Source organism: Mesorhizobium sp. W016, assembly GCF_054719485.1.
The window spans coordinates 4093042-4112831 of the sequence record NZ_JBTTIF010000002.1; the positions used below are offsets into that span (position 1 = coordinate 4093042).

Annotated in this window: 23 protein-coding genes and 1 tRNA gene; 12 read left to right on the forward strand and 12 right to left on the reverse strand. The window is 62.7% G+C overall.

Annotation, left to right across the window (positions count from 1 at the left end; translation table 11 throughout):
- Nucleotides 1-140 precede the first annotated feature (140 nt).
- The 3 genes from ACYG9V_RS20330 to ACYG9V_RS20340 are packed head-to-tail and all read left to right on the forward strand — an operon-like array spanning nucleotide 141 to nucleotide 1479.
- On the forward strand, nucleotides 141-755 hold the full coding sequence (locus tag ACYG9V_RS20330; protein ID WP_156940993.1) for a hypothetical protein: 615 nt from the start codon (nucleotides 141-143) through the stop codon (nucleotides 753-755).
- The gene (locus ACYG9V_RS20335) at nucleotides 752-1156 is read left to right on the forward strand and encodes a twin-arginine translocation signal domain-containing protein (protein ID WP_352763348.1); all 405 of its coding nucleotides are present in this window, start codon (nucleotides 752-754) and stop codon (nucleotides 1154-1156) included. Before ACYG9V_RS20330 ends, ACYG9V_RS20335 begins: the two co-directional genes overlap by 4 nt.
- A complete protein-coding gene (locus tag ACYG9V_RS20340) occupies nucleotides 1153-1479 on the forward strand; it encodes a hypothetical protein (RefSeq protein WP_023805219.1) in 327 nt (108 codons plus the stop codon). Before ACYG9V_RS20335 ends, ACYG9V_RS20340 begins: the two co-directional genes overlap by 4 nt.
- Nucleotides 1480-1662: 183 nt before the next feature.
- On the opposite strand, the gene ACYG9V_RS20345 is transcribed toward ACYG9V_RS20340, so the two are convergent.
- The 3 genes from ACYG9V_RS20345 to ACYG9V_RS20355 form a co-directional block, all read right to left on the reverse strand.
- The gene (locus ACYG9V_RS20345; RefSeq protein ID WP_156940994.1) at nucleotides 1663-2217 is read right to left on the reverse strand and encodes a hypothetical protein; all 555 of its coding nucleotides are present in this window, start codon (nucleotides 2215-2217) and stop codon (nucleotides 1663-1665) included.
- Nucleotides 2218-2314: 97 nt separating this feature from the next.
- Nucleotides 2315-2404 (reverse strand) — tRNA-Ser (locus ACYG9V_RS20350).
- A 210-nt stretch (nucleotides 2405-2614) separates the two neighbouring features.
- Nucleotides 2615-3145, reverse strand: coding sequence for an MgtC/SapB family protein (locus ACYG9V_RS20355; RefSeq protein ID WP_023728036.1), 531 nt, complete (start codon nucleotides 3143-3145; stop codon nucleotides 2615-2617).
- Between the two features lie 244 nt (nucleotides 3146-3389).
- On the opposite strand from ACYG9V_RS20355, the gene ACYG9V_RS20360 reads away from it, so the two are divergent.
- From ACYG9V_RS20360 to ACYG9V_RS20390, 7 genes are all read left to right on the forward strand, one after another.
- Nucleotides 3390-4598, forward strand: a complete 1209-nt coding sequence (locus tag ACYG9V_RS20360; protein WP_023830024.1) for a septal ring lytic transglycosylase RlpA family protein — start codon at nucleotides 3390-3392, stop codon at nucleotides 4596-4598.
- 102 nt (nucleotides 4599-4700) lie between these two features.
- The gene (locus ACYG9V_RS20365) at nucleotides 4701-5867 is read left to right on the forward strand and encodes a D-alanyl-D-alanine carboxypeptidase family protein (RefSeq protein WP_352763345.1); all 1167 of its coding nucleotides are present in this window, start codon (nucleotides 4701-4703) and stop codon (nucleotides 5865-5867) included.
- A gap of 72 nt (nucleotides 5868-5939) precedes the next feature.
- The gene (tmk, locus tag ACYG9V_RS20370; RefSeq protein ID WP_023668949.1) at nucleotides 5940-6614 is read left to right on the forward strand and encodes a dTMP kinase; all 675 of its coding nucleotides are present in this window, start codon (nucleotides 5940-5942) and stop codon (nucleotides 6612-6614) included.
- Nucleotides 6611-7666, forward strand: coding sequence for a DNA polymerase III subunit delta' (locus tag ACYG9V_RS20375; protein WP_023668948.1), 1056 nt, complete (start codon nucleotides 6611-6613; stop codon nucleotides 7664-7666). Before tmk ends, ACYG9V_RS20375 begins: the two co-directional genes overlap by 4 nt.
- A 90-nt stretch (nucleotides 7667-7756) precedes the next feature.
- Entirely contained in the window at nucleotides 7757-9307 is a 1551-nt protein-coding gene (metG, locus tag ACYG9V_RS20380; RefSeq protein ID WP_352763344.1) for a methionine--tRNA ligase, read from the forward strand.
- A complete protein-coding gene (locus ACYG9V_RS20385; protein ID WP_352763343.1) occupies nucleotides 9307-10095 on the forward strand; it encodes a TatD family hydrolase in 789 nt (262 codons plus the stop codon). The genes metG and ACYG9V_RS20385 overlap by 1 nt, the downstream gene beginning before the upstream one ends.
- Nucleotides 10096-10098: 3 nt before the next feature.
- On the forward strand, nucleotides 10099-10908 hold the full coding sequence (locus ACYG9V_RS20390) for an MBL fold metallo-hydrolase (protein WP_023728030.1): 810 nt from the start codon (nucleotides 10099-10101) through the stop codon (nucleotides 10906-10908).
- Nucleotides 10909-10931: 23 nt separating this feature from the next.
- Here ACYG9V_RS20390 and ACYG9V_RS20395 read toward each other — a convergent pair whose 3' ends face one another.
- The 9 genes from ACYG9V_RS20395 to ACYG9V_RS20435 all read right to left on the reverse strand — a co-directional run bounded on the left by ACYG9V_RS20395 (nucleotide 10932) and on the right by ACYG9V_RS20435 (nucleotide 17823).
- Nucleotides 10932-11693 carry a GNAT family N-acetyltransferase gene (locus ACYG9V_RS20395; protein ID WP_352763341.1) on the reverse strand — a complete coding sequence of 254 codons (762 nt, stop codon included), beginning with the start codon at nucleotides 11691-11693 and terminating at the stop codon, nucleotides 10932-10934.
- A 163-nt stretch (nucleotides 11694-11856) separates the two neighbouring features.
- Nucleotides 11857-12006, reverse strand: coding sequence for a hypothetical protein (locus tag ACYG9V_RS20400; protein ID WP_023741235.1), 150 nt, complete (start codon nucleotides 12004-12006; stop codon nucleotides 11857-11859).
- Nucleotides 12007-12050: 44 nt separating this feature from the next.
- On the reverse strand, nucleotides 12051-12971 hold the full coding sequence (locus ACYG9V_RS20405) for an alpha/beta fold hydrolase (protein ID WP_352763498.1): 921 nt from the start codon (nucleotides 12969-12971) through the stop codon (nucleotides 12051-12053).
- Nucleotides 12972-13023: 52 nt separating this feature from the next.
- Nucleotides 13024-13800, reverse strand: a complete 777-nt coding sequence (locus ACYG9V_RS20410; protein WP_352763497.1) for a DUF2066 domain-containing protein — start codon at nucleotides 13798-13800, stop codon at nucleotides 13024-13026.
- A 107-nt stretch (nucleotides 13801-13907) separates the two neighbouring features.
- Complete coding sequence (locus ACYG9V_RS20415) at nucleotides 13908-14684, reverse strand: pyrroline-5-carboxylate reductase (RefSeq protein WP_352499972.1); 777 nt, start codon at nucleotides 14682-14684, stop codon at nucleotides 13908-13910.
- 23 nt (nucleotides 14685-14707) lie between these two features.
- On the reverse strand, nucleotides 14708-15586 hold the full coding sequence (locus tag ACYG9V_RS20420; RefSeq protein WP_352763339.1) for an aldose 1-epimerase family protein: 879 nt from the start codon (nucleotides 15584-15586) through the stop codon (nucleotides 14708-14710).
- A 174-nt stretch (nucleotides 15587-15760) separates the two neighbouring features.
- On the reverse strand, nucleotides 15761-16477 hold the full coding sequence (locus ACYG9V_RS20425; RefSeq protein WP_023745040.1) for a Bax inhibitor-1/YccA family protein: 717 nt from the start codon (nucleotides 16475-16477) through the stop codon (nucleotides 15761-15763).
- Between the two features lie 39 nt (nucleotides 16478-16516).
- Entirely contained in the window at nucleotides 16517-17293 is a 777-nt protein-coding gene (locus ACYG9V_RS20430; RefSeq protein ID WP_023696103.1) for an anti-sigma factor family protein, read from the reverse strand.
- Entirely contained in the window at nucleotides 17290-17823 is a 534-nt protein-coding gene (locus ACYG9V_RS20435; protein WP_023688465.1) for a sigma-70 family RNA polymerase sigma factor, read from the reverse strand. The genes ACYG9V_RS20430 and ACYG9V_RS20435 overlap by 4 nt, the downstream gene beginning before the upstream one ends.
- 175 nt (nucleotides 17824-17998) lie before the next feature.
- On the opposite strand from ACYG9V_RS20435, the gene ACYG9V_RS20440 reads away from it, so the two are divergent.
- Complete coding sequence (locus ACYG9V_RS20440; protein ID WP_023706554.1) at nucleotides 17999-18436, forward strand: DUF3592 domain-containing protein; 438 nt, start codon at nucleotides 17999-18001, stop codon at nucleotides 18434-18436.
- A gap of 129 nt (nucleotides 18437-18565) precedes the next feature.
- Complete coding sequence (locus tag ACYG9V_RS20445; RefSeq protein WP_352763336.1) at nucleotides 18566-19750, forward strand: amino acid aminotransferase; 1185 nt, start codon at nucleotides 18566-18568, stop codon at nucleotides 19748-19750.
- The last annotated feature ends 40 nt before the right edge of the window (nucleotides 19751-19790 follow it).

The following is a 19790-nucleotide window of genomic DNA, read 5'->3' on the forward strand; positions in this document are numbered from 1 at the left end:
TCCAGTAGTTAGCATTTTGCCTCTCAAGTTATCTTTTCTAGTTATCACACCTAGAAAGGCATTGACAACACCCGAATGCGCTTTTAGGTTACCGGACATAGTAAACAGGTTCTGGTAACTAGCAAACGGGAGAAAGTAACATGCCGAACACACCTGTTCGGGCAGCCGCCGAAGGCATGCCCAATCTCAGCCGCCGCCGCCTTCTCAACCTGACCGGGGCGGGGCTTGCTCTCGCCGCAACCGCAATGGCTACGAAGCCATCCGACGCAGCACCTAGCGCCCAGGTTGCCGAGCTCGAAGCCGCTTTTCTTGCCGAATGGGCAGCGCTCCGCTCCTTGGAGCCGGCGCTGAATGCGGCCGAACTACGTTATTACTCCGTCAGGGGTAAGCGACCAGTCGCGGGCGAGATGACAGCGGAGGAAGTCGAAACGCTGCGCCGGACGACTGTCGCTGAACTCGCAACGATGCAACCGAGCCGCGCCAGCGTAGAGCATGCCGAGGCCCTCCGGGCCTATAACAAGGCTGATGCTGCTGCTCGCCGTAAGACGGGCTATGGCAAGATAGATAAGGCATACGCAAAGGCCACCCACCGCACTTCGGATGCGGCCAACGCGCTTCTTCGCTATCCGGCCGCGACGCTTGAAGACCTTGCCTCCAAGGTGCGGGTGCATCGGATTTGGGAATACGATGGATCGGACTTCAACTTCATCATGAACGACATCGCCCGGCTGGCCGGGATGGGCGGCGAGGTATGAGCCTCTCCCGCCGCCTGTTCCTCCGCAACTCGGCTGTCGGCGCTCTCGCGTCGGCCGTCGCGGTTCCGATCATCGCCGAAGCATCCCAGCCAGACGCCGCGATGGCGCGAGCCCGCTACCACTACGACCAGTTCGCCGCAGCCATGGACGAGCTGACGACCGGCTATCACGGCTGGCTCATTGGAGGCGGTCACCGTCGCGAGTTCTCGGCGCCGGGTTGCCGTACGATTGAAGATGCTTCGTGGCTCGGGCCGAAGCTGGTCACCTACGAAGCAGGCACAGACCCGCGCTGCCCCAGCGGTGTTGTCGAGTGGAACCACGACATTATCGGCCTGCAGAAGCAGCCATCGGGCTGGCTCGATGTGCCACTGTACCGCGATGGAAAGGCGGTGCGGCTATGAACGCGCACGTCCGGACACTGAAGCCACTGGGATGCCCCCACGGCGTCGACCCGCGCATATGGCGCCAGTCTGTCGAGAAGCGGCTGAACGACCTCCTAGACCGTGCCATGAGCCTGATAACGGCACTGGATCTCATGCAGGCAGATTGCGATCTGGAGGAAACGGCAGACGACGAGCCGTCGCTTGGCTGCCTCGATGATCTGGAGCTAGACAACGCCGACGACGAGGAAGGCGCCGACGCAGAGCCTTGTCCAGACATTTTCGGCGAAACCGTCATGTGGGGCGATGATCTGAAATCCCAGGAAGTGCTGGCTGGTTCTTAAAATTGTCTGGAACAAAGAGCCGCCTCTGCGGGTTTATGTCGTGCAGCGGCTTTCTCAGGAATATGGCCGCTCTATTCAAGGTGCAGAACCCGCCGCCCTGGGCCCCCCTCACAGCGGCGGGTTTCTTGTGGCCAGAGAGTGCCTTCCGAAAAGCCCGCTGCCTCACGGTGGCGGGCTTTTCATTTAGCTCCGCCGGCTTACTGCGAGTGTTTTAACTGGACCCCACATTCCGCCTGTAAAACTGTCCGAATCGGCGATCTGCAAAACATTTGGCAGGTCTCGCTGATATTTTTCTCCGAACCAACCTTCATATTCGATCTGAATCGGGAACTCGGCCTGCGCAATCCAAAAGCTCTGGCGCGGATCTCTATGGGTCAGACCAAATGAGCATGACGTCCGAGCACCGTTTTGGAGAAGACGGATCACGCTAGAAGGCTCGAAACAAGCCAACCATCGGCCCTTGTTCTCGTCATCGGCGCCGGCGCCTAGCGCCGCCCGGAGCGCTGCCTGATCGCTTACAAGCAGCCTTATGTTCTTTGCAGGGATCGATCCGGAGTTAAGGATGACCAAGTCATATGCGATCCCCTCGTTGCCCCCGTGGTGCGTCTCAACCATTGCTGTGAGGATCGGCCGAAACTGCCGGTACCAAAAGAAAATGGAGAATCCCAAGGCCACCACTGAGACGATCAATGCTACGGCCGCGACTGCAAGGTTAAGCAAGTCAGGGTTCACGTACATCGCGCGCTCCATCGATTTGAGACGTTAGGCACCAAGTTAGGCACCCAGGATTGCTGCCCGAAAAAACGATGCCTTAACAATCCGATAGCCAAATATCTGGCGGAGGGAGTGGGATTCGAACCCACGGTGGGCTTGCACCCACGCCGGTTTTCAAGACCGGTGCCTTAAACCGCTCGGCCATCCCTCCAACGTGACTTTTCAATCATCTAGGAACATCAACCGACCCAGTGAACGACAGTTGGTATCGAATGATACCTATCCTTCCGGACCAGCTTGCGGTTCATTTCTCTAGAGCGTTGCCCATCGCCAAGTCAACCATCGGCGCTGCCATGGATAATAGGGGGTGGCGTTCGTTACCCGAACGGAGCTGCGAACCCGTTTTCGAAGGAGCCGGGATCTAATTGCGATCCTTGCTGCCGACCTGCACAAGTTGCAGAAGACCCAGCACGACAAGTGCGAGCAAGGTAGCCAAAGCCGCGATCTGCCAGAACCCGAGCCCAACCGCCAGGCCTATGGCGCCTGCCAGCCACATGCCCGCCCCAGTGGTAAGCCCTTGAACCTCGCCCTTGGAGAAGAAGATCAAGCCCGCGGCCAGAAATGCCACGCCGGCAGTCGTGGCTTCGATCAAGCGGATAGGATCAATGGCGATTTCCTGACCATCGAAGACGTGAAGATGAGTAATCTCGATCGTGAGGATGGCAATTAGAGCCGTCGCAACACAGACCAGGATGTGTGTCCTCAATCCGGCCGGTCGGTTACGCCATTCGCGTTCGATCCCAACGATGGAGCCAAGGACGGCCGCGAGCAAAAGCCTGGCTGAAATTACGGAAAAGGGCAGCCACGTCTGTTGCCCGAAACGTTCAATGAATTCATCCATGAGGCGCAGAACGTATCTCGGGTCGGTCGGTTCCAGGCAGCCGCGCTTCATGCCACAGGTTCACTTCCAGACTCCAAAGGACAGAGGTCTCGGATGCCTCCTCACAGGCGCCCGGCCAGCCCGGGACCTGGCCGCCACATTCCTGCCCGGTTCCGGACACAATCGATTAATACGCTGATAAACAATTCCTGCGCACAAGGGATGGGGATTGGCGCGTCGCAGGCATTGCTCATCTGGCTCCGCCGAAATTCTAGAAGCGGCGCCTGTGTCGAGACGGTAGGGGACATCGGAAAACATGCAGACCACGACGCATCGGCGTCTTCGTCGCGCTCCTGCTTTGGTGTTGTGCGCTCTTTCGGCTGCGTTGCTGGCCGCGTGCGCGTCGCCGCAGTCCGAGCCGAAAGCCATGGTCTACAAGAAGCCTCGCTCGAAGGAATATTTTGCCGAGACCGAGTACGGCGTGAAGGCCAGCCCGCGCGTTCAGTACATGCGGCGCGGCGGCGGCCGCGACCAGTTGGGCAAGCCCTATCAGGTGCGCGGCAAGTGGTATTACCCCAAGGAAGACAAGCGCTACGCCAAGGTCGGTCTCGCCTCCTGGTATGGCGATGCCTTCCACGGTCGTCTCACAGCCAATGGCGAAGTCTACGACATGACCCATCTGACCGCGGCGCATCCGACCATGCCGCTGCCGAGCTATGCCCGTGTCACCAACACCGAGACCGGAAGCTCGGTCATCGTGCGCGTCAACGACCGCGGCCCCTATCATGAGGGACGCATCATCGATGTCTCGGAACGCGCCGCGCAAATGCTCGACTATGCCAAGGTCGGCACGGCCAGGGTCAAAGTGGAATATATCGGCCGCGCGCCGCTCGACGGCGACGACGACCAATATCTGGTCGCCTCCTATCGCCCGGGCAACAACCGCCCGGACCCGTCCGATGGCTTGCCGACCGGCGTCATGGTGGCGATGAACGGACCTTCGCCGAGCCTATCTGTTGGCGCACCCCCTGCCGTAGTGCCGTTTCCTGGTCAGTTGACGAATTCCGACACACAGCCAGTGATGTCGATGCAGGCACCGGCCTCAAGCGATGTGACGCTGCCTGAATTCGGGCCGATCGTGCCTCAGCGCCCGGAATCGTCCTTTGCCGTGGCTTCGCTCTCCTATGCGGATGAGCGCGTACAGCGCGCCGACGTCTTTGCAGCGCTTGACGACCAGGGCATGTCGCCAGCCGACATCCTGCAATCGTGGAAGAAATCCAACCCGCAGGCATCGCCTGCCGTTTCCGACTATGTCGCCGCCGGATCCTTCGACGATGCTGCCGAGGCAAAGCGGGTGGCTGCGGCTCTCGAACCGTTCGGCAGGACCGAAATCCAGAGCACCGAACTCGACGGCAATGACTGGTACGCGGTCAATCTCTATCCGGATGGCCATGGCAATGTCGACGACCTCTTGCGCGCGGCATGGTCGCATGGCGCGCCGGACGCGCTGGCTGTGCGCAACTGACCAACAAAGGCACGCCGGTTTTGTCATTGCGCGGTTGATCCGCCGGGAAGAAGCCTGATAGCGTTGCGGCAAGTTTCTGCCGGCTAACAGTCGAGCCTCTTCATGCGATTTCGCCTTTTCCACCCTTTTGCCGGGCTTTTTGGCCTTGGCTTCTTGCTTGCCGCGTTGGTTCCGGCCAACGCGCAGCTTTTTGAGACCAAGGCCACGCAGGCTTTCATGATCGATGCCGAAACCGGCACGGTGCTGTTTTCCAAGGATGCCGACCAACCGATCCCGCCGGCCTCGATGGCCAAGCTGATGACGATGGAGATGGTCTTCAACGCCATCAAGTCGAAGCGCATGAGCCTCGACGACACCTTCGTGGTTTCGGAAAATGCCTGGCGCAAGGGCGGTGCGCCTTCGGGAACGTCGACCATGTTTGCCAAGCTCAAATCGGCGATCCGGGTCGAGGATCTGATCCAGGGGGTCACCATACAGGCCGCCAATGACGGCTGCATGGTGCTGGCCGAAGGCATGGCCGGTTCGGAAGAGAATTTCGCGGCGCAGATGAACGATCGCGCCCGCCAGATCGGGCTCGCGAAATCGACATTCGTCAATTCGACCGGCCTGCCGGCCGACGGCCAGCAGACGACGGTGCGCGAACTGGCGCAGCTTGGCCTGCATATATGGCGCGAATATCCGGATATCTATCTCTATTACGGCCGGGCCGATTTCACCTGGAACAAGATCTCGCAAAAGAACCGCAACCCGTTGCTGGCCATGGGCATCGGTGCCGATGGGCTGGCGGTCGGGTCGAGTGAGGCGGGCGGTTTCGGCATCGTCGGCTCGGTCAGCCATGACGGGACGCGGGTGATCGCGGCGATGAGCGGATTGGCCAACGACCGCGAGCGCGCCGAGGAAGCGCGCAAGCTGCTTGAATGGGGCGTCCGCTCCTTCGAGAAGACCGAGATTTTCGCCAGCAACGAAGTGGTCGGCGAGGCCCAGGTGTTCGGCGGCGCCAAATCCAGCGTAGCGCTGAAGGCAAAGGCGCCCATCGACGTCCTGCTGCCGATCGCCAACCGCGACAAGCTGACCGCCAGGATCGTCTATCAGGGGCCGGTATCGGCGCCGGTGGAGGAGGGACAGCCCGTCGGCGCGCTGCGCGTCTGGATCGGCGACACGCTGAGCCAGGAAACCCCGCTTTTCGCCGCCGAATCGGTTGGCGTCGGCACACTGCCGCAACGAGCGTTTGATGCCGCCAGGGAACTGGCCGTAGGCTGGCTGCGTTGAGTTCCTGCGGCGTGGACCTTTTCTCGGGCGCGGACTAAGACACCAGCGCAAAGCAGGACAAAGGCCTTTCGATTGGCAAGCGGATTTTTCATCACCTTCGAAGGCGGCGAGGGCGCCGGCAAGTCGACGCAGATCGAGCGGCTGGCCCAGAAGATGCGCGCCAAGAAATACGATGTCCTCCTCACCCGCGAACCCGGGGGGTCACCCGGCGCCGAGGCGGTCAGGCACGTGCTCCTGTCCGGCGCCGCCGAGCCTTTCGGGCCGAAGATGGAGGCGCTGCTGTTTGCCGCCGCACGCTCCGACCATGTCGAGCAGGTCATCCGGCCGGCGGTGGAGCGCGGCTCCATCGTGCTTTGCGACCGTTTCCTGGATTCGTCGCGCGTCTATCAGGGCGTCACCGGCGGCCTCGATCCGGCTTTCATGGAAGCTCTGGAGGAGGTCGCCATCAACGGCATGATGCCGGACATGACGCTGATCCTTGACATTGACCCCGCCGAGGGCTTGCGGCGCGCCGCCGCGCGGCGTGGCGCCGAGGACGGTCCGGACCGCTTCGAAAAGGAGACGCTGGACATCCACCAGCGCCGCCGTGACGCCTTCCTGGCGATCGCAGCCGCCGAGCCGGACCGCTGCATCGTGATCGACGCGTCGGCGCCTCCCGCTGCGGTGGAGGATGTCATCACCGCGGTGGTGTTCGCCGCACTTGAGGCGAGGGCGCCCGCGCGCAACCGACAGGCGGCGCCCGCATGATCTTCGAACGCATCGCTCCCGAGCAGCACGACACGCTGGACGGTGTACCGGAGCCGTCCGAGACGCTGCGCCTGGTCGGCCATGAGCAGGCGGCCGCGATGCTCGCTGCCGCCTATCGCTCGGGAAAACTGCCGCATGCGTTGATCTTTGCCGGGCCGGTCGGCATCGGCAAGGCGACGCTTGCCTTTCACCTGGCGCACCATCTGTTGAAGCATCCGGCCTTCGACCAGGCGCCGGACACGTTTGCCGTTCCCGATCCGGCCTCACCGCTGTTTCGCCAGATCGCCACCGGGGCGCATCCCGGCGTGCTGCACCTGACCCGGCCGCTGAACGACAAGACCAAGAGTTTCAAGACCGTCGTCACCGTCGACGAGATCCGCAAGGTCAACCGCTTCCTGTCGCTGACCTCGCATGACGGCAGCTACCGGGTGGTGATCGTCGATCCGGCCGACGACATGAACACCAACGCCGCCAATGCCTTGCTGAAGAACCTCGAGGAGCCGCCGAGCCGCACGCTGTTCATCCTCATCGTGCATGCGCCGGGCAGCCTTTTGCCGACCATCCGTTCGCGCTGCCAGATGGTGCGGCTGACGCCGCTCGATGCCGGCAGCCTGATGAGTGTTCTGGAGACCGTCGAGCCGCCGCCACCTTCCGATCCTGCTGCGCGCGCGGCACTAGCGGAACGGGCAGGGGGCAGCGCCCGCAATGCGATCCTTCTGACCCAATATGGCGGGCTGGAGATTGCCGGCACCCTCGACGCCCTGGTCACGTCGGGCAAGAGCGACATCGCCGGCGCCTATCGCCTTGCCGAGGCCGTCGCCGGCCGCGACCAGGCGATCCAGTTCGACATCTTCAACCGCCGCGCGCTCGATCTGCTCTCCACCGGCGCCAGTGAAGCCGCGCTGGCTGGGGATCTCGCGCGGGCGAAAACGCTGTCCGACACTTGGCACGAAGCGCTGAACGCCATATCTGAGACCGATACCTACAATCTTGACAAGAAGCAGCACGCCTTGACCATGATCGACCGCCTGAATTCCGCAATGCGAATGTGACCGGTTTCGGCATTGGGGCGGGATGGCAATCGCCGTCTCGATGCGATATCCACCGCTCACATTCATTCGGCCATTCATGACGGTTAATTCATGTCACGCGACACATTCTACATCACGACACCAATTTTCTATCCGAACGGCAAGCCGCATATCGGCCACGCCTATACGGTCATCGCGACCGACGCGCTGGCCCGCTTCCAGCGCCTGGACGGCAAGGACGTGCTCTTCCTCACCGGCACTGACGAACACGGCCTCAAGATGCAGCAGACGGCCGAGAAGGAAGGCATAACGCCACTCGCGCTTGCCGACCGCAACTCGGCGATCTTCCGTTCGATGACAGAGGTCCTGGGCGGCTCGAATGATGATTACATCCGCACGACGGAACCACGCCACTACGAGTCGTGCCAGGCGATCTGGAAGGCGATGGCGGCCAATGGCGACATCTATCTCGACCGCTACAGTGGCTGGTATTCGGTCCGCCAGGAAGCCTATTTCGAAGAGAGCGAAACCACGCTCGGCGACGACGGCGTGCGCCGCGAGCCGCTTGGCTCGCCGGTCGAATGGAATGAGGAGGAAAGCTACTTCTTCAGGCTTTCCGCCTATCAGGACAAATTGCTTGCGCTGTACGAAAGCCAGCCCGATTTCGTCGGTCCGGCCGAGCGCCGAAATGAGGTGATGAGCTTCGTCAGGTCCGGCCTCAAGGACATCTCGGTCTCGCGCACGACCTTCAATTGGGGCGTGCCGGTGCCGGGCGACGACAAGCATGTGATGTATGTCTGGGTCGATGCCCTGACCAACTACATCACCGCTGCCGGCTATCCCGACACCAAGGCCGAGCAATGGCGCTACTGGCCGGCCACGCACATTATCGGCAAGGACATCGTCCGCTTCCATGCTGTCTACTGGCCGGCTTTCCTGATGTCGGCCGGCATCGAACTGCCGAACCGCGTCTTCGCGCATGGCTTCCTATTCAACCGCGGCGAGAAAATGTCGAAGTCGGTCGGCAATGTCGTAGACCCCTTCACCATGGTCGAGCATTACGGCCTCGACCAGGTGCGCTATTTCTTCTTGCGTGAGGTGCCATTCGGCCAGGACGGCAGCTACAGCCATGACGCGATCGTCAACCGCACAAATGCCGATCTCGCCAACGGTCTCGGCAATCTGGCTCAGCGCTCGCTGTCGATGATCGCCAAGAACTGCGGCGGCGTGGTGCCGCATCGCGGCGAGCTGACCGAAGCCGACAGCGCGATCCTCGACCAGGCGGTGGAAGCGCTGGGTACCGCGCGCCAGGCGATGTCGGAACAGGGCATCCATCTCGCGTTGGCGGCGATCTTCGGCGTTGTGGCGGAAGCGGATCGCTACTTCGCCTCGCAGGCGCCCTGGGCGCTGAAGAAGACCGATCCGGCGCGTATGGAAACGGTGCTGTGGACGACCGCCGAACTGGTGCGGCGCGTGGCATTGCTGTGCCAGCCCTACATTCCGGGGTCGGCCGGCAAGCTGCTGGACCTGCTGGCGGTGCCGGCGGACAAGCGTGACTTCGCGCATGTCCATGCCGACTATGCGCTGGTGCCCGGCACGGCGCTGCCCGCGCCGGAGGGCGTGTTTCCGCGTTACGTCGAAAAGCCTGAGGCGAGCGCCTGATGCTCGTCGACAGCCATTGTCATCTCGACTTTCCGGATTTCGCCGAGGAGCGGGCGGCCATCGTCGCCCGCGCAAAGGCTGCCGGTATAGGTCGCATGGTGACCATCTCGACACGCGTGAAGCGGTTTGCGCAAGTGCTTGAGATTGCCGAGAGTTTCGACGAAATCTATTGCTCGGTCGGCACCCATCCTCACAATGCCGGCGAAGAGCTGGATGTGACGGCTGAGGACCTTGTGCGCCTGTCCGCGCACCCGAAGGTGGTGGCGATCGGTGAGGCCGGGCTGGATTATTTCTACGACAAGGCGCCACGCCACGCGCAGGCGCAGGGCTTTCGCACTCACATATTGGCCGCGCGCGAGTCCGGGCTGCCGCTGGTGATCCATTCGCGCGATGCCGACGACGATATGGCTGCCATCCTCGAAGACGAAACAGGGAAGGGCGCCTTCCCCTTCATCCTGCATTGTTTTTCGTCGGGGCGACGGCTGGCAGAGGTCGGCGTGGCGCTTGGCGGCTATGTGTCCTTCTCGGGCATACTGACCTTCAAGAACTCCGCCGATTTACGCGCCATCGCAGCCGATGTGCCGCATGACCGGCTGCTGGTCGAGACCGACGCGCCGTATCTGGCGCCGGTGCCGTTCCGCGGCAAACGCAACGAGCCGGCCTATGTCGCGCATACAGCCAAGGTGCTGGCGGAGACGGTCGGCGTTGGCGAAGCCGAGATCGCGACGCTGACGACGGCGAACTTCTTCCGGCTGTTCGGCAAGATGCCGCGGCCCGCCGGGCTCTGACGCATGAGCGACCGGCTGCGCCTCACCATCCTCGGCTGCGGCTCGTCACCTGGCACGCCGCGCATCACCGGCGATTGGGGCAATTGCGACCCGGCCAATCCGAAAAACCGGCGTACACGCTCAGCCGCGCTCGTCGAGCGGATAGCAGCCAACGGCGCCAGAACCACGGTCGTCATCGACACCGGGCCTGATTTCCGTGAGCAGATGCTGATGGCGGCCGTCCGGCGCATCGACGCCGTCGTCTATACGCATCCGCACGCCGACCACATCCACGGCATCGACGATCTGCGCGGCTACGTGCTGGAGCAGCGCCATTTGATCGATGTCCATGCCGACCAGCCGACCATGCTCAGGCTGCGCGAAGCGTTCGGCTATTGCTTCGAGACGCCGCTTGGCAGTTCCTATCCGCCGATCGTCAGGCCGCACATCATCGATCACGCAAGCGCGGTGACGATCGAAGGCGAGGGCGGTGCCCTCACCCTCGAGCCGCTGCCGCAGATCCATGGCGACATCATTTCGCTCGGCTTCCGCATCGGCGGGCTGGCCTACTGCCCCGATATAAGCGACTTCCCGGATACCACCGCCGAGCGGCTGCGCGGCCTGGAAATGCTGGTCATCGATGCCTTGCAGTACCATACCCATCCCAGTCATCTGTCGCTCGGTCAGGCGCTTGGCTGGATTGAAAAACTGGCGTCGAAACAGGCCGTGCTGACGCATATGCATGTGCCGCTCGACTATGCCACGGTGAAGGCCGAGGTGCCGGCCAACGTCACTCCGGCCTATGACGGCATGGTGATCGAAATTCCTTTATGAGACAGCATGATACGAGCAGATCTTTATAAGGACGTTCGGTTCTTCGGCGCGAAGATCAGCAGCGTTCCAATCCGCTCATAGCCCATGCGGGGATAAAGCAGCGCTCCGGCACGCGTCGCCAACAGCATCGAGCACCGCGACCCATGCGCTTTGTCGTCATGCAGCATTTTGGCCATCAGCGCCTGGCCGATGCCTCGACGCCGGTGCGAAGGCTCGACAAACATTGCCGAGCACCATGTGGCGCCGACGGCGTCTATGCTGCGCACACGCCCGACGATGGCGTCGCCATCGAGCGCCACATACTGGCGAAACGGCGCATCGTCGCCGAGTTGATCGTCTGGAAGTGTCCGCCTGCGTATGACCTTTCCCAGTTGTGCAGCGCGTTTAGCCGTCCTCACGCGTTCGATAGAGACGATTGCTGGCGGGTCTGGAATTTGGCGCAGCGACTGGACGAAAAAGCCTTCCGTCCGCAGCAGCCGGTAGCCGAGCGCCTTGTAGGCAGTTCGCGTCGGTTCGTCCGGGCCGTCATTCGCGATCACGACCGAAACGGCAAAGCTTGGCCGCGCATGCTGCCGCACGATGGCATCGGCTTCCTCGGCGGCGACGTCATGGACGATCCATTCTTCGCCACGGTAGTCGCGTGCATTCTTGCGCTCGGCATCGCGCATCAGCCACAAGGGTCCGACGCGGCTGGCCTCGTAGGGAAAGGAACGGCTCTTATCGGTACTGAAGCCGTGCACGAACACTTCGATCGCCGCTTCGATGTCACGCGTTGCTGTCGTCATCGACACAGCGTAGCGTTGGCCATCGGCTCAAGGCAACACGCGTCGATCATGCCAAACCGGTGAAATCGCAGCAATTTCCGGCTTCAGTCTAATGCACAAGTTCCATAATCTATCTTATGCGACTTTCATATGTGGCTGCTGCTTCCATTGGGGCGTGGCGACGTCATCTGGCCATGGCCATGGCGGCCGGTGGGTCGCGGTCGTCAGGCGCGAGCTTGGACGAAGTGACAAGCAGCTTCTCCTGATCGGCCCGCGACTTCGGCTCGATCGCGATTTGCAGCAGAGGCCAGGGCGCGGCAGACTTCTCCATCATGACGCCATGGTTGCAGATTGATCGGGTGGCCGCAACGGAGGGGTCTACGCCCGGCCGGCCGCCCGGCCCTTCCCTTTCGCTTCCTGGCTGTGGACGCGCGCCAGAAAATCGAGCACCAGGGGAAGCGCCTCATCGAAATGGGTTTCGAGCAGCCAGTGGCCGGCGCCGCCGATGAGATGAAGTTCTGCTTCCGGCAAATCGCGGTGGTAGGCATGCGCCGATTGTGCCGGCATGTAACCATCCTCGGGGCCCCAGACGATGAGCGTCGGAGGTTGGTGCTCGCGCAGAAAGCTCTGATAGCGGGGGAACCAGCCGAGGTTCGCCTCCAACTTCTCCATCAGGTTGACCGCGAGCCGCCGGCGGATCGGCGTGTCCATCAAAGGCCAGTGGAGTTTCCAAAGATCGGGAGGCACGCGCTCGGCTACAGCGTCATCCACCTCTCCGACAAACTCGTGCCGGAAGCCCTCCTCGCTTACCGCCTCTTCCAACGGCCGATGCTTTTCGGGCGTCTTCTCATTCCAATAGGCCTTTATGGCGGCGTATTTCGGCCCGAGAACGTCCTCGTAGATGTCACCGTTCTGGATAATGAGTGCGGCGATGCGCTCGGGATGTGCGATGGCGTGGCGCAGTCCGATCTGCGAGCCATAATCGTGCAGCCAGAGAGCATAGCGCGACATGCCGAGCGCATCGCCGAAAGCTGTCAGAAACCCGGCATAGGCATCGAAATCATAGCCAAAAACCGACATTTCGGGCGTGGCGCTGTAGCCAAAGCCGGGAAAGTCCGGCGCGAATGTATGCCAGCGATCGGCAAGTGCCGGCATCAACCTTCGGAATTGATAGGACGAGCACGGATAGCCGTGCGGCAGCAGGAGGACGGGAGCATCAGGCGGGCCGTCTTCGCGATAGAAGATGCTGTTTCCGTCAACGTCGATCCGGCGATGTTGCAATTCTACCTCCTTGCTCAAAGCTTGCCCGCCACTTTGTTTACGGCGCTCCGGCAAGAAGGTTCCCTTGAAGTCAGGGCGTGACGGCTTCCGGCTCTCCATTGCCCGACAGGATCTGCAGCGTTCCGCGCGTGGCGTTGCGGAACGCATCGTCGAAACTGACGCCACGTACCTGCCAGCGATACTCCTTATCCTTGAAGCTGAGCCGCCAGTCGCCGACCCAGCCCAGCGCTTCCTGGCGCCATACCAAAGTGCCGGCAAGCAGGGCGTCCCCATCCAGCGTGTTGGCCACGTCGGCGAGCGCTACGTCCGACGGCCGAGGCAACTCCAGCGGCAAACCGGTCCGGTGCGCCGCGTCCGCCAGCGCAACGCGCATATCCGCCGCAAGCTCGCCGCCGCCATCGCGCACCAGCGTGAAGCCGTCGCCTTTCATCGGCCTTACATCCAGCAGTGCGACGATTTTTGGCCGCGGCACCGCCCACGGTTTGCGCCCGAGCGACGCCAGCAAGGCATCGATCTTGTCCGGGTCGAAATCGGCGGTGATGTAATGCGGCCGGTCGTGGGTGCCCTGCTCGTCATGCGGCGGGCGGTTGTTGAGCAGGTCGCGGTAGCCGACACCAGTGACATAGTCGGCCGCGTGCCGGCTCATGTCCGCAACACGCGGGTCGCCGATCAGCCGCGGGTCGCCGGAAACCTTGACCAGCACCTCTTCAAGGCACGGCGCCAGGCCCCACGCCCGGTTCTCCTCGCCAGTGCCGCTGGTCACCGATTGCGCGCGGTAGAGGCTGGCGAGGTCGATGTCGGCGGCAGCGACCGGAAAGACAATCAGCACAGCCAGCGCCGCTGCCACAAAGCCCAATTTCAAGCATCCAGGCACCCGCCGACCCTCCCGAAACGGTCCGGAACATCCGTTGGAGCCATACTCCTGATCATCAGGGAATTTCAAGGTGCCGCCCATCAAGGCGTATCGCCGACGATGCGCCAGTGTACGCCGTCCAGGCTCTCGGTGAGCGCCTCGAACACGTTTCGCGCCGTGAGTTCGCGAAGAACCTGTTCGTTGATGCCGCCGCGCGTCGCATAGTCCTGCGCCAGATGCATGAAGTCGGCATCCGGCGACATATCAGGAGCGCATCCCAAGGCTTTGAAAAGCGAGGCGATGTAATCGCGCCCCTTCCCTTCCTCCACGCCATTCCTCTTGAGCCAGCTGTTAATCGTATCGAGATATCTGAAGTAGCTGGCATAGGTTGCGGTGGCCACGCTCAACGCGTTGAATTCGGCTGGGTTCTCGACCTCGATCACTTTCCCCAGATTGCCGAACAAGGCAGCGACAGTGGCATCCGGCGGGCAGATGATCGTTGCCCCCAGCCGGTGGGCGATCATCGGCATGGGCAGCGCTTTCGTCACCTGGTGCGCGGGTGCGGTCAAGCGGGCAATCTCCTCGCGCGGCAGCGTGGCGATCAAGCTGATGAGGTGATGCTCGCGCCGAAACCGCAAACCCGGCAGGACGTCATGCGCAATTTGCGGCCGGACAGCCAGCATGACTAGTTCGCATTGATCGAGAACCGCCTGATTGTCATCAGCAATACGCACATCCGGATAACGGGCTGCCAGCTCTGCGGCGATCTCTTCATTGCGCGGCGACAGCAGCACGGAGACGGAGTTATCCGCGACGGATTTGAGCCCGCTGACAATGGCCGCTGTAAGGGCACCCGTGCCGATGAAGCCAAGTTTCATCGCGCCTATCTCTGGTTCATCGGTCACAGTGGCGCATGGTAGAGCCGTACCTGATAGCTCAGCACACGCTTTTCACCGGGCGCGATCAGCATCACGCCCGGCTTGGCCGCGAACTCGCCATCGAAATCGACGGGGCTGGCAAGCCCGTGCCAGGGTTCAATGCACAGGAACGGAGCGCCGCCCCGCTTCGACCAGATGCCCAATTCCCTAAAACCCTGCCACGACATCTCGATCGCCGCACCGTTCGCGGCGGCATAGCGCACGCTGGTGCTGGCCGGCCGGTGGAGGATCACGGCGTCTGCCTCGAACAGCTGTTCGGAAAGCGCCAGCGTTTTGCCTTCGATGGGCGTCGGCTGTGGTGCAGCCACCACCAGGCCATCCTTCAGCCGGCGGATCGGCGCCGGCTCGTCCTGGGCAAAGGTCAGGTGGTAGTCGGTCTTGGCGAGCCCCGGCTGCAATGGCCAATTGAAAGCCGGATGTGCACCGATGGAGGCTGGCAGCGTCTCGTCGCCGGTGTTGGCAATCTCGAAGCTCACACCAAGTTCCCGACGCTCGAGCGTATAGGTGATGGCAAGGCGAAAGGCGAACGGATAGCGCGTGCGTGTATCGGCATCGTCGGTCAACACCAGCGTGCAGGATCGGGGGCTCGCGTCAGCCCACACAAATGGCTTGTCGCGGGCAAATCCGTGCTGCGTCAGGGCATAGACCTGGCCCCGATGGCGGAGCTGGTCGCCCGCCAGCCGGCCGACGATCGGAAACAGCACCGGCGAATGCCGCCGCCATTCCGGCCCGGCCTGCCACAAAAACTCCAGACCCTCGGCATTGCGCAAGGAGACGAGCTCGGCCCCCTGCCCGACAATGGTTGCCGAGATGCCGTCGCCGTGAAGCGTCACTTGTTCCATGCGTTCTCGCGGAAAGCTGCGTGCGAGCGGCAGGTTAGCAAAAGCCCGCATGGACTCAAGGGCGCAGCGACATCGCGCTGATAGAGGAGCGATGTCTCCACGGCAAAACGACAGTGGCCGGAGATTCTCCTCCGGCCACTGCGAGATCGAAATTGTTGCCCTGCTACGGTTCGACTATTCGCGCTCGCCGGTGAAATTCAGCAACAGCTGGAAGATGTTGACGAAGTTCAGGTACAGCGACAGCGCGCCGAAGACGGCGAGCTTCTGCTGCGATTCCGCGTCGAAATTCTCCGCATACTGTTCCTTGATCGTCTGCGTGTCCCAGGCGGTCAGGCCGACAAAGACGGCAATGCCGATCACCGAGATGGCGAACTGCAGCGCGGTCGAGCCAAGGAAGATGTTGACGACGCTGGCGATCACCACGCCGATCAGGCCCATGATCAGGAAGGACGAGAACTGGGTCAGGTCGCGCTTGGTCGTGTAGCCGTAGAGGCTGGTGGCGCCGAACATGGTGGCGGTGATGAAGAAGGTGCGCGCGATGCTGGTGCCGGTGAAGACCAGGAACACCGAAGCCAGCGACAGCCCCATCACCGCGCAGAAGGCCCAGAACATCAACTGGGCGCTCGCCGCCGACATCGTCTGCATCTTGAACGAGAACAGCAGCACGAAGGCGAGCGGCGCCAGCATCACCACCCATTTCAGCGGGCTGGAAAAGATCGGCACGTAGAGGGCCGGCGTCGAAGCGACCACCATGGCGACGATGCCGGTGACGACGAGGCCGATGCCCATGTAGTTATAGACACGCAGCATGTGGCTGCGCAGGCCCTCGTCATAGATGGCGCCGGCGCGTGCGCCAGTGCCCATGCGGTATCCGAGGTCAGGGGTATTCATTGCGGGTTCTCCTTATGTGGTCTCAGTAAAGTGTCCTGATCAGTAAAGTGTCTTGGCAAGCGTCTCGGCGGCGCGGTCGAGGTCGTGGACATCGCTGCGCGCGACGACCGCGTACGCGACCTCGCCGATCTGGAAATAGGCAGAGGAGATGTCGCCCGATGGCGCGATGGCAGGCTTGACGACGTCGAAGGTTCCAGGCCGGATCGCAAACAGCGAGACCAGCCCCATATCCTTCGTCTCCAGCGCCACTTCGACGCTCGGCCCGAAGCGCGACGGATAGATCTGCACGTCGCGAACCTTCCAGTCCTTGGGCAGCGATGGCATGACGATTGCGGTGGCGGCGCGGATTTCGTCGCCATTGTAGTTGGGCGCCTCCAGCTGCGAGGGCATCGCCTCGCGCATGAGCGTCGTCTTGTGCGCCCGGATCGCTTCTTCGACATAGGCGGGCGGCGGCGGCGAAGCCACGACCTTGGTCACCAGCAGCGGCCCGAAGAGGCCGTTCGCCAGCCAGCCGGCAGCGACAAAGACGGCGACCGCGGCCGCCCGCTGCAGCACGGCGAAGACGCGGCGACTGGCCAGTCCCCTGCCCAGCCGGCGCGCGACTTCAGTCGTCGCCGGCCGCGCCATGCCTGTGGAAGCAGCCAGCGCCAGGCGCAGTTCGTCGCGCGTCCTCAAGTCGGACATCACCCGCGCCGCAGCCTCCGGACGAACCGAGAGGAACGCCTCGACCTCGATGCGGCGCGCGACATCCAGCTGGTCGTCGACATAAGAATCGAGATCGGTATCGGTCACCGGGTCCCGCAACAGGTCGGTCATGACGGGTCTCCCACGATCCTCAGATGGCTTTTGGCCGGCGAAGGTGCAGCGTTTTCCATCTCGCGCAGTGCTGCGCGCGCCCTGCCGATGCGCGACATCAGCGTGCCCAGCGGCACCCCGCTGGCGTCGGCGGCCTGCTGGTAGGAAAGGCCCTCGATGGCGACCAGATGCAGCGCCGAACGCTGCTCCTCCGGCAGACTGAAAAAGGCCTCGCGCACCTGCGCCAGTCGCACGGAATGTTCCTGAGGCGCCGGCGTGCTGGCATCGGTGAGATAGCCGGCCTGCTCGACACGCGCTGCTTCCGACCGGCGCGAGCGCATCTTGTCGATGAAAGCGTTGTGGACGATCGACAGCAACCATGCCCGCAGATTGCCGCCCGAGCGGAATGTGTCGCGCCGCTCGTAGGCGCGCACCAGCGCATCGTGCACCAGATCCTCGGCGTCAGTGCCGTCGCGCGTCAGCGAGCGTGCGTAGCGCCTGAGCGAACCCAGCTGTCCGACAATATCGAAGCGTGGCATCGACCGTTTCATGCCCCGTTTACGAAACAGGCGGGGATCTTAATCCATCGCCACCAAAACTTTTTTGCGTCGCCACAATAGGCATCATGCAATCAGAAGTCCGCTGCGCACTTACCCATCTCCCGTGCGGCAGATGTTTGCTTTATGGATGAAGTCTAGCCTTATCCGTCTGTCCCAGGAGCAAAAGATGGCCAATGGTAGTCGTGTAACGGGTTTTGCAGCGTTGCCGATCGTCGGCAGGGTGTTCATCATCTTTGGCATTGTCGGACTGATCGCTTCCGGCGTGCTGGCCATCGTCGAGATGTACGGCCCTCGTACCGCTTCGGCGACAGGCAGGATTGTCGCCGCCGAATACAATCCCCGCATCGAGTTCTCGACCGCCGACGGCACCGTCATCCGCTTCAACAATGCCGTCCACAGCTCGTTCTGGGGTGATGGCGACAGCGTCCCTGTCGCTTACGACCCAACCAATCCGCAAAATGCCTCCGTCGACAGCTTCGCCGGACGCTGGTTCCTTGCCGGGCTGGCCGGCATGCTCGGCGGTTTCTCCCTGCTGACCGGCATCGGTCTCGCCGTGATTGGACGGGTGCTTATCCGGCGGATTGGAATGAACCCGTCGCCATAGCCGCCGACCCCTGCCGTACAGACAAAGCTTGGCGTAACGGTCCAGTACGCTAGCGGACTGGCGCAGATGGAAGCACTGGCGAAACGCGGCCGCTTTGCGTATTACTCCGCCGCCATTGGAGCCGTATTGATGTTCGAGACCCTGCAACCTGCCCCGGCTGACAAGATCATCGCCTTGATCGGCCTCTATCGCGCCGATCCGCGCCCCGGCAAGATCGATCTCGGCGTCGGCGTCTACAAGGACCGCGACGGCAGGACGCCGGTCATGCGCGCCCTGCGCGAGGCCGAGAAGCGGTTGCTGCAGGACCAGGACACCAAGACCTATCTCGGCCTCGCCGGCGACACCGGCTTCAACACGGCGATGGTCAAGCTGGCCTTCGGCCCCGCTGCCGACATGACGCGCATCCGCGCCGCGCAAGCGCCTGGCGGTTCCGGCGCGCTGCGGCTGGTGGCGGAGCTGTTGAAGCGGACCCGCCCCGACGCAACCGTCTGGCTGTCGGACCCGACATGGCCGAACCACCCGCCGGTGATGCGCGGGGCCGGCCTCACGGTGCGCGATTATCCCTATTTCGATGCCGCTTCCGGCGCGGTGCGCTTCGACGAGATGCTGGCAACGCTTGGCGCAGCCGAGCCCGGCGATATCGTGCTGCTGCATGGCTGCTGCCATAACCCGACCGGCGCCAATCTCGATATCGCGCAATGGGCCAGCGTCGCCGATCTTGTCGTCGAGCGCGGGCTGTTGCCCTTTGTCGACATTGCCTATCAGGGCTTTGGCGAAGGCCTGGACGCCGATGCGGCCGGCTTGCGCCTTCTCGCGGGCAAGGTGCCTGAAATGGTCGTTGCCTCGAGCTGCTCGAAGAACTTTGCCGTCTACCGCGACCGCGTCGGCGCGGCGATGATCCTGGCGAAGGATGGTGCGCAAGCCGATGTGGCGATGAGCCAGATGCTGGCGGCGGCGCGCGCCATGTATTCGATGCCGCCGGACCATGGCGCCGCCGCCGTGCGCATGGTGCTGGAAGATGATGGCCTTCGCGCCGACTGGGAGGCGGAGCTGGAGGAGATGCGGCTGCGCATGCTGAGGCTGCGCGTCCAGTTCGCCGACGCGCTGCGCCGGCAGTCCAACTCCGACCGCTTCGACTTCATCGCCAGCCATCGCGGCATGTTTTCCAGGCTTGGCCTGACCGAGGCGCAAGTCGAGCGGCTGCGTGCCGAGTATGGCGTCTACATGGTCGGCGACAGCCGCATCAACGTCGCCGGCCTGCCCGAGGACGGCATGGATGACCTCGCCAAGGCGGTTGTGTCGGTACTCGGCTGATACGGCTGAGCTGTGGACAAGGTCAGGCCGCCAGCTGACA